The 13,372-nt window shown below is 60.6% G+C and carries 16 protein-coding genes; 13 read left to right on the forward strand and 3 right to left on the reverse strand.

Features of this window, described 5'->3' with window-relative positions; translation table 11 throughout:
- The first annotated feature begins 523 nt into the window (after positions 1-523).
- The 9 genes from DM450_RS23820 to DM450_RS23860 all read left to right on the forward strand — a co-directional run bounded on the left by DM450_RS23820 (position 524) and on the right by DM450_RS23860 (position 6,305).
- Positions 524-763: a hypothetical protein gene (locus tag DM450_RS23820; RefSeq protein WP_019053948.1), complete on the forward strand. Its 240-nt coding sequence runs from the start codon at positions 524-526 to the stop codon at positions 761-763.
- 178 nt (positions 764-941) lie between these two features.
- Positions 942-1,709: a helix-turn-helix domain-containing protein gene (locus DM450_RS23825; RefSeq protein WP_006954207.1), complete on the forward strand. Its 768-nt coding sequence runs from the start codon at positions 942-944 to the stop codon at positions 1,707-1,709.
- A 339-nt stretch (positions 1,710-2,048) separates the two neighbouring features.
- Entirely contained in the window at positions 2,049-2,462 is a 414-nt protein-coding gene (locus DM450_RS23830) for an antirestriction protein (RefSeq protein ID WP_006954205.1), read from the forward strand.
- Positions 2,463-2,566: 104 nt separating this feature from the next.
- Positions 2,567-2,830, forward strand: a complete 264-nt coding sequence (locus DM450_RS23835; RefSeq protein WP_006954203.1) for a hypothetical protein — start codon at positions 2,567-2,569, stop codon at positions 2,828-2,830.
- A gap of 105 nt (positions 2,831-2,935) precedes the next feature.
- Positions 2,936-3,265: a KleE stable inheritance protein gene (gene kleE, locus DM450_RS23840; RefSeq protein ID WP_006954201.1), complete on the forward strand. Its 330-nt coding sequence runs from the start codon at positions 2,936-2,938 to the stop codon at positions 3,263-3,265.
- 4 nt (positions 3,266-3,269) lie between these two features.
- Complete coding sequence (locus tag DM450_RS23845; RefSeq protein ID WP_006954199.1) at positions 3,270-3,557, forward strand: TrfB-related DNA-binding protein; 288 nt, start codon at positions 3,270-3,272, stop codon at positions 3,555-3,557.
- Positions 3,554-4,300, forward strand: coding sequence for a ParA family protein (locus DM450_RS23850; protein WP_006954197.1), 747 nt, complete (start codon positions 3,554-3,556; stop codon positions 4,298-4,300). The genes DM450_RS23845 and DM450_RS23850 overlap by 4 nt, the downstream gene beginning before the upstream one ends.
- Positions 4,301-4,302: 2 nt before the next feature.
- Entirely contained in the window at positions 4,303-5,325 is a 1,023-nt protein-coding gene (locus DM450_RS23855; RefSeq protein WP_044663212.1) for a ParB/RepB/Spo0J family partition protein, read from the forward strand.
- Between the two features lie 347 nt (positions 5,326-5,672).
- Positions 5,673-6,305 carry an IncP plasmid survival protein KfrC family protein gene (locus tag DM450_RS23860; RefSeq protein ID WP_044663213.1) on the forward strand — a complete coding sequence of 211 codons (633 nt, stop codon included), beginning with the start codon at positions 5,673-5,675 and terminating at the stop codon, positions 6,303-6,305.
- A gap of 34 nt (positions 6,306-6,339) precedes the next feature.
- Here the strand turns inward: DM450_RS23860 and DM450_RS23865 are convergent, their stop codons facing one another.
- Genes DM450_RS23865 through DM450_RS26580 form a run of 3 tightly spaced genes read right to left on the reverse strand, consistent with a single transcriptional unit; the run spans position 6,340 to position 7,882 of the window.
- Positions 6,340-6,780, reverse strand: a complete 441-nt coding sequence (locus DM450_RS23865) for a hypothetical protein (protein WP_019053940.1) — start codon at positions 6,778-6,780, stop codon at positions 6,340-6,342.
- Complete coding sequence (locus DM450_RS23870; protein WP_006954191.1) at positions 6,780-7,505, reverse strand: ArsA-related P-loop ATPase; 726 nt, start codon at positions 7,503-7,505, stop codon at positions 6,780-6,782. The genes DM450_RS23865 and DM450_RS23870 overlap by 1 nt, the downstream gene beginning before the upstream one ends.
- Positions 7,502-7,882 carry a TraK family protein gene (locus DM450_RS26580; protein WP_158636722.1) on the reverse strand — a complete coding sequence of 127 codons (381 nt, stop codon included), beginning with the start codon at positions 7,880-7,882 and terminating at the stop codon, positions 7,502-7,504. The genes DM450_RS23870 and DM450_RS26580 overlap by 4 nt, the downstream gene beginning before the upstream one ends.
- Before the next feature lie 320 nt (positions 7,883-8,202).
- On the opposite strand from DM450_RS26580, the gene DM450_RS23875 reads away from it, so the two are divergent.
- Genes DM450_RS23875 through traF form a run of 4 tightly spaced genes read left to right on the forward strand, consistent with a single transcriptional unit; the run spans position 8,203 to position 13,368 of the window.
- On the forward strand, positions 8,203-8,589 hold the full coding sequence (locus DM450_RS23875; RefSeq protein ID WP_054944721.1) for a plasmid mobilization protein: 387 nt from the start codon (positions 8,203-8,205) through the stop codon (positions 8,587-8,589).
- A gap of 37 nt (positions 8,590-8,626) precedes the next feature.
- Entirely contained in the window at positions 8,627-10,924 is a 2,298-nt protein-coding gene (gene traI / locus DM450_RS23880) for a TraI/MobA(P) family conjugative relaxase (RefSeq protein WP_242003417.1), read from the forward strand.
- Between the two features lie 21 nt (positions 10,925-10,945).
- Entirely contained in the window at positions 10,946-12,838 is a 1,893-nt protein-coding gene (locus tag DM450_RS23885; protein ID WP_086485396.1) for a type IV secretory system conjugative DNA transfer family protein, read from the forward strand.
- On the forward strand, positions 12,835-13,368 hold the full coding sequence (gene traF, locus DM450_RS23890; RefSeq protein WP_054944722.1) for a conjugative transfer signal peptidase TraF: 534 nt from the start codon (positions 12,835-12,837) through the stop codon (positions 13,366-13,368). Before DM450_RS23885 ends, traF begins: the two co-directional genes overlap by 4 nt.
- Positions 13,369-13,372 lie beyond the last annotated feature (4 nt).

Consider the following 13,372-nt stretch of genomic DNA (forward strand, 5'->3'; position numbering starts at 1 on the left):
TCTTCCGCAAGGGGGTTGGTTTTAGCCGCTAAAATTCCGGGTAGCTGCGGAGGATATGCCGGAGCGCGCGAGAAAGGAAGCGGTATGACGCCGAATATGATTGTTTATAGCATCATTTTTGGACGAGCCGGGCCGAGCGCGCGAGCGCGCATAACGGGTGGCAGCGAACGGATTGAAAGAAGAAAGTGACGCGCGAGAGACAAGATCAGGCTTCCGCGTAATTCTCTTTGGCGTCCATTCCGTAAATGCTCGCAGGATCGAGCGCAGGCCCCAAGATGCTAATTGCCGATCAGATCGCGGCGACCAATTTTGAAAATTACGGCTGTAGCGCGTAGCTCGATAATGTAAGGCTATAGCTTCGATTCTTTCAGTTGGTAGGCCCAAGAAGCCACTCGTTGATGCTCTTGAACTGCGGACTTCGACGTAAACGCAGACCGCTTTTCTATATATGTCTTTCAGTCGCCAGCATATTTTTTCAGCACTGAATTGCCAGAACCTTTAATGTCCTTTAAGCCGGGGCATTATGGCGAATCATACGCAACTCAAACCCTCCACGCTGTCCCAGCGCAAACGCGCCAAGGCACAGAGCGAGCAGGGCTTTAAGCGCATGAGTTTGGCCTTGTCCCCTAAAGCCGTCGAGATCGTGGAGAGGGTGAAAGCCAGCAAGGGATTCACGTCCCGCGAGGCTGCAATCAACGCGATCCTAGAGCGGATCGGGGACGATATGTTTCTGCAACAGGAGTTTCTGGCCGTGAGTGGATAAGAAAATGCCCGGCTCGAAGCCGGGCACCCTCAAAACCGCTTAGTGGGACAGTGCGCCAACACTGAACCTACAGACAATTTCCCACTTAGCGGTTTTCGGACTTCGGTTCAAGGGCGCTTGATTCGCGCAACGGGATTTTTTTGCCTGTCTCCCGGCCCTTCGCAAAGGAGGGACGACGATGAGTGACACCAGAAGAAAAGGGCCGCTGGCGATCGGGGAGCTGACCCAGCAGCTTTTCGGCCGAGCCTATGGCGACCGTAGCCGGGGCGGGAAGCACATCACCAAGGCCCGCGTGCGCGGCGGCAGCAAGGAAGCCGGGAGCGACGTAGAAAAGGGCTTCCTCGCGGCGCGAGACACCAAGACGCGCAAGGGATGCTGGCGTGCGATCAATCTGGCGTTTGAAAAGGGCCGCGCCCTGCGCGCGGAGCTGCGGCGCGAGCCGCGCGAGATAACGCAGTTCGAGCACTATTGCATGAGCATCACCAATTCCACGATCCGGGTGTATCAAGCCCTGTTGCGGATGGAGGAGCGTTTCAGGGGCAACGTGGTGCCCAGCTATGAAATGATAGCCGAATGGGCGACCGTCTCTAGGGCCACCGTCGCAAGGGCCTTGAACGCCCTTACCAGCATCGGCTTGCTGGCGCGCCTGCGGCGCTACGTCCACACCGTCACAGAGGACGGGGCGCGATCAGAGCAGACCTCCAATGCCTATCGGGTGGAATTGCCGAGGATGCTTCTCGAATTGCTCGACCGGCGCAAGCGCCCTGCCCCGGTGCCCGACGACGAGGCCCAGCGCCTACAGGACCGGCTTGAAGATGAGGCTTGGATGCTCTCCCGGTTGAGCAAGGCCGATTACATACGGGAGACGACGACATGCAAGGCCACAGCGGAGGCCCTAATCAGCCTATGGAACGGCATTTGCGCCCGTGATGGCGTTGTCGCCTAGCCGTGAGTCTCATAATGGTTCTGAACCTCCCCTTGAGTTTATTTATCTAAGGTGATGCGGAGTTGCGCTAGTCGCGCAACGCTTAATTGAGACTGTTTGAACACCAAAAAGGGGGTAAGGCTCCGATTTGGGGAGCTGACATGCGTGTCCATTCGGGGCGCGGATAGCGGCACTCTGTAAAACTGCGGGGCAGCGACCAAATATGCCTTGCGATGGAGGCCATTTTAGCGGCTAAAAGATTTTCATGGCGGGCGAGCGTAACTTGACAGCAACCGGGAAACCTCCAATATATCGGATATGGCCGGGCTATGGTGCCAAGGTCGAAACCGGAGAAGTCCGATGAGCAACAGAGAGAGAATTGCCGCCGTGCTGGTTGGCGAAGAAGACCGGATTATGTGCCTGCCCCGGCTGTTCGGGCTGGCGCGCATGATCGAGGTCGAGGCCGTCACCTATGGCTATATGTCCAAGCTATCCGCCGACTACACGGGCGCATATTGGCATTTCTACACCCTATCGAACGGCGGGTTCTACATGGCCCCCGGCGATCAGCCCCAATATCGTCTGGAATGGGACGGCAACGGCTTCTCTGGCGACGTTTCGGCCGACGCGGCGGGCCTTATAGCCACCCTGTTCATGCTGGGGCATATGCACGAAAAATACGGCGAGGATCAATTTGCCCAGCTCTATGCGTGGGCATCTGCCTATGCCGCCCAACATTCGGAAGCGGGGCCGATCGGTGCCGCGCTCGACTAGCGCCACAGGGGGGCAGCGTGCCCCCCTTCCCTTCCCTGCCTATCGGGCATATTCCTCATTCGGCCGCCATGAGGAGCAACGCCAGCGAAGGAACAGACGCGCGCATGATTGATGTTCGGCCAGATTGCCTATTGCCCGCCGATCAGGGGTGGCAGCAGCCGACGCCGGATGAGGTAAGGGCGGTCCTCAAAGCAGCGGACATGACAGGGGGCAGCGCGTCCAAGTTTCTAGGCTTGAGCAATACCCGCGTTATTCGGCGCTGGACGGGCGGCGACGATCAGATTCCCTATTCGGCATGGGCGCTGTTGTGCGCGGCTGCGGGCTTGGGAAATATTTGGGAACACCAGAACGACGATTTTAGCGGCTAAAATTATTGCCGTTCAGACTTTACGGGGGCTTGACACGGTTCGGGATGCTGTCATTATATCGGTTGTGACCGGGCAACCCGCCAAGGTCGAAACCGGAGTATTCCGATGAAGGCGAAAATTCCCCCGCTGCCCGCACGTTTTGCGGTCATGCGGCTTCCCAATCCTCCACCCGCATGGGAGGGCAACCGCGTGGATTACGTCATTGCGGCCGTCTGGACGTTCGGAGTCCTGATCTGGACCGTCGCGCGCTTCATCATCCCGCTTGTCGTCTTCTGGCAGTTCTGCCGGATGCTCTGGTATTGGAACACGCCGGATGTTCATGCCGGTTGGCAGTTCCTCGCCTATTATGCGGTCTATATCGCCCTCTACATCTTCCTTGGCGTCTATGAGCCGAAGCTATACCGCGAGAAGAATCGCGGCAGGCGCAATGGATAAACGCTTGAGCGCGTCGGCCTTTGAGCAAGCTGCTGGACGGCTCAATATCGCGGCGCGTCCGCTCGACATGGCGCGCGCCGTTCTGGTGGACGGCGAGGCCCAATCGGCCGTGGCGAAGCGCGAAGGCGTGTCCCGCAATGCCGTTTGTCTGGCGGTCAACCGGATTTGGAACGCGCATAGCGAGGTTCCCGAAGGTTTCGAGCGTGTGACGGCGATTTTACCGAAACATAAAGCCTTCCTTGTGCGGCAATGGCAGCGCGAGGCGGTGGAAAGATTGGACGCCAAACGATGAAAACACTTGTCATAGCGAACCAGAAAGGCGGCGTTGGTAAAACTTCAACGACCGTTCATCTTGCCTATTACTTCAAAGAACAGGGGTTGAAGGTCGCAGTTATTGACTTGGACACCCAAGGAAATGCCAGCTTCACCCTTGGCGAATATGATAGCGGAGCCTTGGCGAGCGGCCTTTTCGATGCCGTGTCACAATTCGACCTGGCTAACGCCGAGGGGATTGCTGTCTTTTCCGCCGACGCGCGGTTGGCCGATCTTGAGAAACTAGATCTCGGTGCGGCTGCTGGCGCGTTCAAGCGCAGTCTGGCCGTGATCGAGGCGGAAGGCTTTGACGTGTGCCTGATAGATACCCCCCCTTCCCTTGGGGTCCGAATGGCAGCGGCGTTGCTATCGGCCGACTTTGCGGCCTCGCCCATCGAGCTTGAAGCCTACAGTTTGCAGGGCATTGAGAAGATGGTGACGACGATCGCCAATATCCGGCGCGCGAACCCGGCGCTGCAATTCCTTGGCATGATACCGAGCAAGGTTGATGGCCGGAATCCCCGGCACGGGCAGCACCTTGACGAGTTGACCCGTGCTTATCCCCAGTTGGTCATTCCGACGCCGATCGGAAACCGGAGCAGCGTTGCGGACGCGCTGGCGTCGGGCTTGCCGGTTTGGTCGATCAAACGGACTTCGGCGCGGAAAGCGGCGCAGGAAATGCGAGCGATGGCCCGCCACATTCAAGAAAAGATGGAGATTTGACGATGGCCGACAACACCGAGGACAAGAAGGCGGGCAAATCGTCCACCAAGGCCACGCAGAAGCCCGCGCAGAACGCCGGGCTAGGGTTGGAGGGGTTGGGCGACCTTTCGAGCCTCCTAGCCTCTCCTGCGGCCCCGGAGGGCGGTTCTGGCGCTCCGCTCGAATTGGAGCTGGCGCTGATTGACGAAGACCCGCACCAGCCCCGCAAGCAGTTTGACGAAAATTCGCTGGCGGAAATGGCCGAGACGATCAGGGCGCGCGGCGTGAAGACGCCTATTTCCGTTCGGCCCAACCCCAAGGTGGAGGGGCGCTATCTCATCAACCACGGCGCGCGCCGCTATCGCGCGTCCCTGTTGGCCGAGAAAGTGACAATTCCGGGCTTCATCGACCCTGATTATACCGAGGCCGATCAGGTCATTGAGAATTTGCAGCGTGACGCTCTCACGGCCCGCGAGATTGCCGACTACATCGGCCGCGAGCTGGCCAACGGGAAAAAGAAGGGCGAGATTGCCAAGGCCATCGGGAAATCCCCGGCCTTTGTCACCCAGCACGCGGCATTGCTCGATTTGCCGGAGCCGATCGCCAAGGCGTTCCAGAGCGGGCGTTGCAAGGACGTGACGTTGATCTATGACCTTGTGGGCCTCCACAAGAAGCATAGCGAGGGCGTGGCGCGCTGGCTGGCCGATGCCGATCAGGAGATTACGCGCGGATCGGTGCGGCTCTTGAAGGAGTTCCTTGAGTCCGGCTTGAGCGGCGAGGCCGAGGAGGAGGCGGGCGACGATGAGGGCAACGGCGGAGCTGGTGACGACGCCGGGGCCGAGGAGGAGAAGGAACCGAAAGAGGAAGACCCGCTAAAGCTGAAAAAGGCCATTGTGCAGGTTTCCCATAGCAAGCGCCCTGCCCGTCTGATCCTGAATAAGCGGCCCTCGCGCGATGGCGTGGCGTGGATCAAGTATGAAGACAGCGGCGAGGAAACCGAGGTCGATCTTGGGAAAGTGCAGCTTCTCGCGCTTCTTGAGGGGTAATATTTGGAGGTATCTATGGCTACCGACGATTGGCAACCTATCGAGACAGCCCCATCTGGTGTTGAAATCCTTCTCGCATGGACGACCGGCGACACATGGCGGCCATATAGCGAGGGCTGCGATTGGATATGGACTCGCGGCGAATTGACAAATGGGGAATGGTTAGACGGGCCGTGGGGGCAACCGAACTGGTGGATGGCAAATCCGCACCCTCCCCCCGACATGCGTTGAGTGACGCATAGCATCGAGTTGATGGCCCCGCGCAAGCGGGGCCTTTTTTGTGGCGCGGTAGGCTGGAAAATCGGATATAGTGCAAGCTCGAAATTTTAGCCGCTAAAGGAACGGCCATGCAGGACACGCCGATTGCAGACCCGGACAAGTTCTCACTGGACGAGGGAACGGGCGACCCACAGGCCGATGCCGACCGGCTGCTAGACGAGGCGCGCACGCTGGATAGTCAGGAAACGGCAGCTATCGCCACCGCGCCAACCGAGGAAACCTATAACGCCCAGCTACAGACGGTCATTGAGGAGAAGGTTGAGCAGGCGAACCAGATCGAGGACCGCCTAGAAAGCATGATGGAGCAGCAAACCGCCCGCTTGCAGCAAATCCAGCAGCAGCCCCCCGGCTTCCTGTCCCTGCCCGGCAAGCGCCAAGCATGGCAGGCCCGGATTGCCAATGCGCAAGCGGCCGTGCAGCGGATCGCGGTAAGGCTAGAAGCCGTGCGCGAAATCCGCGACGGTATGGCCGTTCACGGCCCGCGCGTGGAGACGATCGCGGCGGCCAAACTCGAATATCGAGAGCCGAAACTTGTCGATGATTTCGAGGAGCTGATGCAGGCGCGCCGGTTGCATGAGCTGCACATGCGCGCGGAGCGGGAGAAAGAGCAGATCAGGGAAAAGACGGTCGAGCGCGGGGCGGACGATCGGAAACCGTCAGGCCGCACGCTCGCGCGCGGGTTGGCGAGAGACGGGGGATAGCGCGACCCACGGGGGGGAGGGGCCTTCGCTGGCGTCAATGATGGAACAGGGCAGCGGCCAACACTACCAGCGCCGCGATCAGCGTCAGGCCCGACGCTAGGAGATTGCGGTTAGCGACGGCCCGGCCATCGTTCAGGGGCTTTTGTAGCCCCGTCCCGATATGTTCTCCGACTTCCTTGATGATAGCCTTCGCGGCGGCCTCCATACGTTCATTCATGGCGGCTTCCGAGGCATCCAGCGCGGCGTTCAGCACCGATTCCGCCTTGTCGGTGATAGCAATCGACCAACGATTGCTCATGTCTTCCAGCTCGCTTTTGAACGCCTTTAGTTGCTCCTCCTGCGCATCGGCGCTTTCGCCCAGCAACATCGCGTTGATGGTTTGCAGGATCATCAAGGGATCATCGGCGGACAGCGTGACCCCGTGCTGGCGCGAGATTTCCGCGATCAGCGCCGCGATTTTTTCGTGATCGGCCATTACACGACCTTAGCCTTGTCGAGTTCAGCAAAGACCGCATCACGAACGCGGCCGAGGCGGTGACGCTGCATCAGGGCTATGTCGCCATCGGCAAGCGTTTCCTCAAAAGTCTTGCGCGCGGCCAGCATGTCCCGAACGTCCGCCCCGAAGGTTTCCTTTCTCAGATCGGGGAGGGTGACGATCGCGGCGACCCGATCCTTTAGCTCCCGGTAGGCTTTGAGCTGTTCAAAACTCTTACCCTCTGCCTCGACAGGCCCATGATAGGGGTTGAGCCACACGACGATTGCAGCCGGATCGGGGAAGGCTTCGGCTACCGAGGCGAAGCCTTGAAGCGTGTCGATCAGCGATTGCCCGCCTACGATAATGGTATGCAGGACGAGCTTATGGCCCAGATCGGCAATCACGTCAGGCGCACCGTTGTCGAACATATAGGAGGATAGGGCGCTGTAGCTGCTCGCGCCGCTGTCAATGACCACCGATTCCTTGGAACCGGCGATCATTTCCATCATGGCGTCGAATTTGCGCGGGTTTATGTCGCCGTTTTCCAGCAGCTCGACCTTGGACACGTTGAGGGACTGAAACCCGGCAAGGGTGGCGTTGATCGGATCGGTATCAATGCAGAGCGGGCTTTCGCCTCGCTTGGTCAGATATTGGGCCAGCATCGAGGCGGCGAGCGACTTGCCCACACCTCCCTTGCCCTGCAAAACTATGTGGACGTTGCTCATACCAAATCCTCTTTGTTCGGAGTGGCCGGGTGATTGAAGCGCGCCGGTTTGGGCCGGGGCGGCGGATCAGCTTCGGCCGAGGCCGTTGCTGATCGGGAAGGGGAGGGGGGCGCTGGCGATGCCTTGGGCGGTTCCCCGGTAGCTGGCGCGCGATACCGGCGAACGTATTTGGCGAACCACGCATAGCCGAAGCTAATGCGGCCTTCCTCCGTCAGCAGCTCCCATATGCCGCGCACCGGCCATCCTTCCGCAAGGGCTGCATCTATGTCCGATCGAGCGGCGAGGAATTGCGCGAGGTTCCGGTTTTTGCCCCCCGGCTCCCGTGAGGCCGCCCGTTCGCGCAATCGCTCCGTGAAGGATTTCCCGCTGTCTGTCATTTCCACCTACGATATTTTTCGGCGCATAATCGGCTATAAAGCGTTCATAAACCGGCCACGAACCGATGAACTCCCGCTATATCGTATTTTTCTGCCAGATTAGGCCGTGTGGCGCTAGATATTTTCGGGGGTGAACGATATATGATCGTTCCAGCAACAGTTTCTATTTGGCGTCTAAACGTCGAAGACGGGGCAAGATAGGTGATGGAGGCATCCACGCAAGCGCGGACACCCCCATCACTCCCCTTATTCGCGCCGGGGGCGCTCAACGGGATTCTTGCTCTGCGAGGCCGCCGCTACCGCAGCGAAGGGAAGGTGATTTGAACGACAGACCCAAGGCGAAGCGCGAGCGGCACCACATCAAGATATGGTGCAGCGCCGAGGACAAGGCGACGATTGAAGCCGCCGCACAGGCCAGCGGGTTGAGCGCGTCGGCCTATTTGCGTGTGCTTGGGTTGGGGCATCAGCCGCGCCCCATAATCGACATAGAACAGGGGCGTGAGTTGGTGCGCGTCAATGGCGACCTTGGCCGTCTTGGCGGCCTGTTGAAGCTATGGCTTACCGACGACGCCAAGTTGGAGGAAATGGCCCCCGAACGGATGCCGGTCATCATTCGGGGCGTGCTGTCCAAGATTGAGGCCAATCAGGAGGAGCTGGCCGGGATCATCCGAAAGGTCTTGCGGTCCCGGCAAGATTTTAGCGGCTAAAAAAAGGGCCGCGCGGATGATTGCAAAACACGTCCCCATGAAGGCGACCGCAAAGAGCGATTTCGGCGGGTTGGTGCGATACATCACCAGCGCGCAGGGGCGTGATGAGCGCGTGGGCGTGGTGACTGTCACCAACTGCCGAGGCGAGACGCCAGAAGATGCCGCACAGGACGTTATGCTTGTCCAATCGGCCAATCAGCGGGCGGCTTCGGACAAGACATATCACCTCATAATTTCGTTTCCTCCCGGCGAGAGTCCGAGCGCGGAAGCCTTGCGCGATATTGAGGAGACGATTTGCGCGGGGCTGGGCTTTGCCGAGCATCAGCGGATCAGCGCCGTTCATCACGACACCGACCACACGCATATTCATCTGGCGATCAACAAGATTCATCCGATCCGCCACACGATCCATACGCCCTTGCGGGATTATCGGACGCTTGCCGAGCTATGCGAGCTGCTAGAGGTCCGTCACGGTTTGGAGCGCGTCAACCACAACGCCCACCAGCGCGGCGGGGAAAACCGCGCGAAGGACATGGAGCAGATCGCGGGCACGGAGAGCCTGATAGGCTGGGCGCAGCGGAATTGCGCCGAACCCTTGAAGGCCGCCGCGAGCTGGACCGAGTTGCACCAGATCGCGGCCGACTTCGGCCTGTCCGTGCAGGCGCGCGGCAACGGCCTGATATTCGCTGCGATGGACGGAACGACCGTAAAGGCCAGTTCCATCGCGCGCGAGCTGTCAAAAGGGGCGTTAGAGAAACGCTTGGGAGCCTTCCAGAGCGCGCGGGGAGGGGAGGGGGCACCGAAAGCCCGACAGACCTATGAAAAGCGCCCCGTGCCCTCCCGTATCGACACCAGCGGCCTATTTGCTGCCTACCGCGCCCAGCAGGGCACGCGCGCCACGCGCCGAAAGGTCGAGCTGGCCGAGGCCGCAGCCAAGCGCCGCGCGGCCATTGAACAGGTGAAGCGCATCGGGAGGACGAAGCGGGCGGCGATAAAGCTGCTAGGTGGCGGCCCGGCTGTTAAGCGCCTCAATTACGCACTGGCGGCCCGGTCCACCAAGGCCGCGATTGCGAAGATTGTTGCCGCCCACGGGCGGGAACGGGAGCGCATCGCGTCTCGTAATTCCCGGCGCGGGTGGAATGACTGGCTACAGGAGCAGGCCAAGGCGGGCGACCGCACCGCCCTTGAGGCCCTGCGCGCGCGGGAGGGACGGCGCACCGCTCCCAAGGATGCGCTGCACATTGCGGCGATGCCGAGCGCAGCACACCCCGCAGCGATCCGGCAAGACCACATCACGAAACGCGGGACGATCATCTATCGCACCGCCAATGCAGCGGTGCGCGATGATGGCCAGCGCCTGCATGTATCGCGCGGGGCGCAGATCGAGGGCGTTGTTGCCGCCTTGCGGCTTGCGCACGAACGCTATGGCGACAGGCTGGCGATCAGCGGCAGCGATCAATTCAAGGCCCTTGTGGTGGAAGCCGCCGCCCGATCGGCCATGCCCATCACATTTGCGGACCCCGATCTAGAGGCCCGGCGTCAAAATATCAGGCAAGAGGAGCGCGCGCGTGACAGACAAATCGTTGGACGAGGAGATAGAGGCGGCGCTGGCGTTGCTGGGCGAAACGCCGTCAATGACGCTGGACGAGACGCCAGCACCACAGCACCAGGTCGAAACGGGACATTCCGACCCGGAGCCGTCAGCGCCGGAGGAACCGACGCCGGAACCGGCCTTGCAAGCGGAGGAGCCAGCAGCGCCGCCATTCGAGCTGGCCCCGCACAGCCCGCCAGAAATGGACATTCTAGCGCCGGAGGAGCCGAGGCCCCCAGCGAGCGCGCCGTTAAGCCCAACATTGGCCGCGTTGGACGAGAGCCGCCGCCCGAAAGCCGAGGTAGTTTGCGCGACCTGTCCCAACTCGGTGTGGTTCAGCACGCCGAGCGAGGTCGCTTGCTATTGCCGCGTGATGTTCATTCAGACGTGGACGACCAAAAAGCCCGGCCAGATCGTCTTGTGCGACGGGACGACGATCGGCCGCGAGTGAGCGACGATCAGGCCAGCGCAGCGGATAAATACATTGCGGAACGCAATGCGAAGCGTCACATTGGAATGGATATACCGGCGCATCGGCTGTTCACTGGCGATCATGGACCGCTGATTTACGCCGGGACGCGACAAATCGAAGGGCAGAAATTGATACTCCTAAGAGATGGCGCTGACATGCTTGTGCTGCCCGTGGACGCGCGCAGCGCCGCCCGCGCGGGCAAGCTGGCGATTGGCGAGCCGATCGAGATTGCCAGCAACGGCACCGTCAAAAGCAAGGGGCGCGGCCGGTAACGGCCGCGAGAAGGGCAAAGCATGGCAAAGAAGCGCAATACAGCCATCGGGCCGCAAGTGCGGGAGCGCGGAAGCAAGGGCGATAATCGCCCGTTGCTGGCGGCCCTTGTGGCCGGTTCCGCCCTTGGAGGCTTATGGAGCGCAACGCAGATGTTCGCGCACCAGATGGCCTATCAGGCTACCTTGGGGCCGAACGCGGGCCATATCTATGCCCCGTGGCGTTTCCTGCAATGGTTCAGCAAATGGAGCGAGGTTCCGGCGCTGAAACCCGCCTTCGGGCAAGCCGTGGGCGTGGGCACCGTGGTTTTCGGCGTGGGCGTCCTGATAACCGCTGCTGTCAAACTGGCGAAATCGAACGCCGGGAAGGGCAATGCCTATCTGCATGGATCGGCCCGCTGGGCCGACATGGAGGACATTCGCGCGGCCAGCCTCGTTGAAAATGATGGGGTCTATATTGGCGCATATCAGGAGAAGAACGGGAAGACGGTCTATCTACGCCATTCCGGCCCGGAGCATTGCCTAACCTATGCCCCGACCCGATCGGGGAAGGGCGTGGGCCTTGTCATCCCGACGCTGCTTTCGTGGCCGCATAGCGCCGTCATCACCGATTTGAAGGGCGAGCTATGGGCGTTGACCGCCGGTTGGAGGAAGCAGCACGCCAACCAGATCGTCATGCGATTTGAACCGGCCAGCTCGCGCGGCTCCGCCCACTGGAACCCGCTGGACGAAATCAGGGTAGGGACTGACAACGAAGTCGCAGACGTTCAGAATCTCGCTACGCTGATAGTGGACCCGGACGGGAAGGGGGTCGAAAGCCATTGGCAAAAGACCTCGCGGGCGCTTCTGGTAGGCGTGATCCTGCATGTCATCTACAAAGCCAAGCATGGCGGCAACGCGGCGACCTTGGCCGAAGTGGATGCCGTATTGGCCGATCCGGTTCGGCCCGCGCAGGAGGTTTGGGAGGAAATGCTTACGTTCGGCCATTTGCCGGGCGGCAAAAATCATCCCGTTGTCGGCAAAGCCGCGCGCGCCCAGCTCAATCGCCCCGATGATGAGGGCGGATCGGTTCTATCGACCGCGCAGAGCTATCTAGAATTATATCAAGACCCGGTTGTGGCCTCCAATACCGCGACTTCCGATTTCCTCATTCGTGACCTGATGAACAGCGAGAGGCCGGTTAGCCTCTACATCATCACCCAGCCCACCGATAAGGACCGGCTCCGCCCGCTTGTCCGCGTCATGCTCAACATGATGGTGCGTATCCTTGCGCCCAAGCAGGAGTTCGAGGAGGGCCGGGTAGTTCAGAGCTACAAGCACCGCGCCCTGTTTATGATTGATGAGTTTCCCAGCCTTGGGAAACTTGGAATCATTCAGGAGTCCTTGGCGTTCGCCGCAGGCTACGGCCTGAAATTCTATCTCATTTGTCAGGACACCAACCAGCTTAGGAGCCGGGAAACCGGCTATGGGCCGGATGAGCTGATAACCTCCAACGCTCATATCCAGAACGCCTATCCGCCCAACCGTGTTGAGACGGCCGAGCATCTTTCCAAACTCACCGGGCAGACCACCGTTCTTAAAGAGCAAATCACCAAAAGCACCGGACGCGGGGGCGGGGGTTTCTTTGGTGGCACCGTGTCCAAGACCGTGCAGGAAACCCAGCGCCCGCTTTTGACGCCTGATGAGTGTATGAGGATGCCGGGGCCGAAGAAGACCCCGGACGGAGATATTTCCGAAGCGGGCGACATGCTGATTTATGTCGCAGGCTATCCCATGATCTATGGCCGTCAGCCCCTCTATTTCCAAGACCCGACCTTTAGTGCCCGCGCCAAGATTCCCGCGCCGGATCGGAGCGACACGATCAGGGGCAATCACGCGCCGAAGCCGCCCGAAGGGGGCCGGAGGATCAAACTATGAAGCGGCCGAGCTTCGCCAAGGTCAGCCGCTATGCGGTTTGTGGCGTGGCGGGGGCCATGATCGCCATGCTTGGCGCGAAGGCGGCGGGCCTTCGCTTCAACGCTACGCCGAGCATCCCGGTAGGCGTCTATCGGGCGACGGGCGGGACCGCGCAAAAGGGCGATCTTGTGGCGTTCTGTCCGCCCGCAGCGCCGCCCTTTTTGGAGGCGTTGCGTAGGCGCTACATCGAACCCGGCGACTGCCCCAGCGGAAGCTATGAAATGATGAAGCGGATTTTAGCCGCTAAAGGCGACCGCGTTGAGATTGGCGGGCAGGGCGTGCGGATCAACGGCCGCCTTGTCCCCGACAGCGCCCCGCAGCTTGCCGATGGGGCAGGGCGGGCCTTGCCCCGGCTCAATGCCGCTTGGACGCTAGGCGATGGGGAAATCCTTGTCCTTGGCGACAGCGCGGCCTCTTTCGACGGCCGCTATTTCGGGCCGATCAGCGCGCGGCAAGTGACCGCCTCCATCAAACCCGTAGTGACGTGGTGATGGC

Origin of the sequence: Sphingomonas sp. IC081, assembly GCF_006874585.1 — a bacterium.
Classification (GTDB): domain Bacteria; phylum Pseudomonadota; class Alphaproteobacteria; order Sphingomonadales; family Sphingomonadaceae; genus Novosphingobium.

Excerpts from the sequence above, each read along its gene's own strand:
- traI (WP_242003417.1), top strand. The coding sequence starts at position 8,627 with ATGAAGGCGACCGCAAAGAGCGATTTCGGCGGGTTGGTGCGATACATC.
- kleE (WP_006954201.1), top strand. The coding sequence starts at position 2,936 with ATGAAGGCGAAAATTCCCCCGCTGCCCGCACGTTTTGCGGTCATGCGG.
- DM450_RS23820 (WP_019053948.1), top strand. The coding sequence starts at position 524 with ATGGCGAATCATACGCAACTCAAACCCTCCACGCTGTCCCAGCGCAAA.
- DM450_RS23855 (WP_044663212.1), top strand. The coding sequence starts at position 4,303 with ATGGCCGACAACACCGAGGACAAGAAGGCGGGCAAATCGTCCACCAAG.
- DM450_RS23835 (WP_006954203.1), top strand. The coding sequence starts at position 2,567 with ATGATTGATGTTCGGCCAGATTGCCTATTGCCCGCCGATCAGGGGTGG.
- DM450_RS23825 (WP_006954207.1), top strand. The coding sequence starts at position 942 with ATGAGTGACACCAGAAGAAAAGGGCCGCTGGCGATCGGGGAGCTGACC.
- DM450_RS23830 (WP_006954205.1), top strand. The coding sequence starts at position 2,049 with ATGAGCAACAGAGAGAGAATTGCCGCCGTGCTGGTTGGCGAAGAAGAC.
- DM450_RS23850 (WP_006954197.1), top strand. The coding sequence starts at position 3,554 with ATGAAAACACTTGTCATAGCGAACCAGAAAGGCGGCGTTGGTAAAACT.
- DM450_RS23885 (WP_086485396.1), top strand. The coding sequence starts at position 10,946 with ATGGCAAAGAAGCGCAATACAGCCATCGGGCCGCAAGTGCGGGAGCGC.
- traF (WP_054944722.1), top strand. The coding sequence starts at position 12,835 with ATGAAGCGGCCGAGCTTCGCCAAGGTCAGCCGCTATGCGGTTTGTGGC.
- DM450_RS23870 (WP_006954191.1), bottom strand. The coding sequence starts at position 7,505 with ATGAGCAACGTCCACATAGTTTTGCAGGGCAAGGGAGGTGTGGGCAAG.
- DM450_RS23865 (WP_019053940.1), bottom strand. The coding sequence starts at position 6,780 with ATGGCCGATCACGAAAAAATCGCGGCGCTGATCGCGGAAATCTCGCGC.
- DM450_RS23860 (WP_044663213.1), top strand. The coding sequence starts at position 5,673 with ATGCAGGACACGCCGATTGCAGACCCGGACAAGTTCTCACTGGACGAG.
- DM450_RS26580 (WP_158636722.1), bottom strand. The coding sequence starts at position 7,882 with ATGACAGACAGCGGGAAATCCTTCACGGAGCGATTGCGCGAACGGGCG.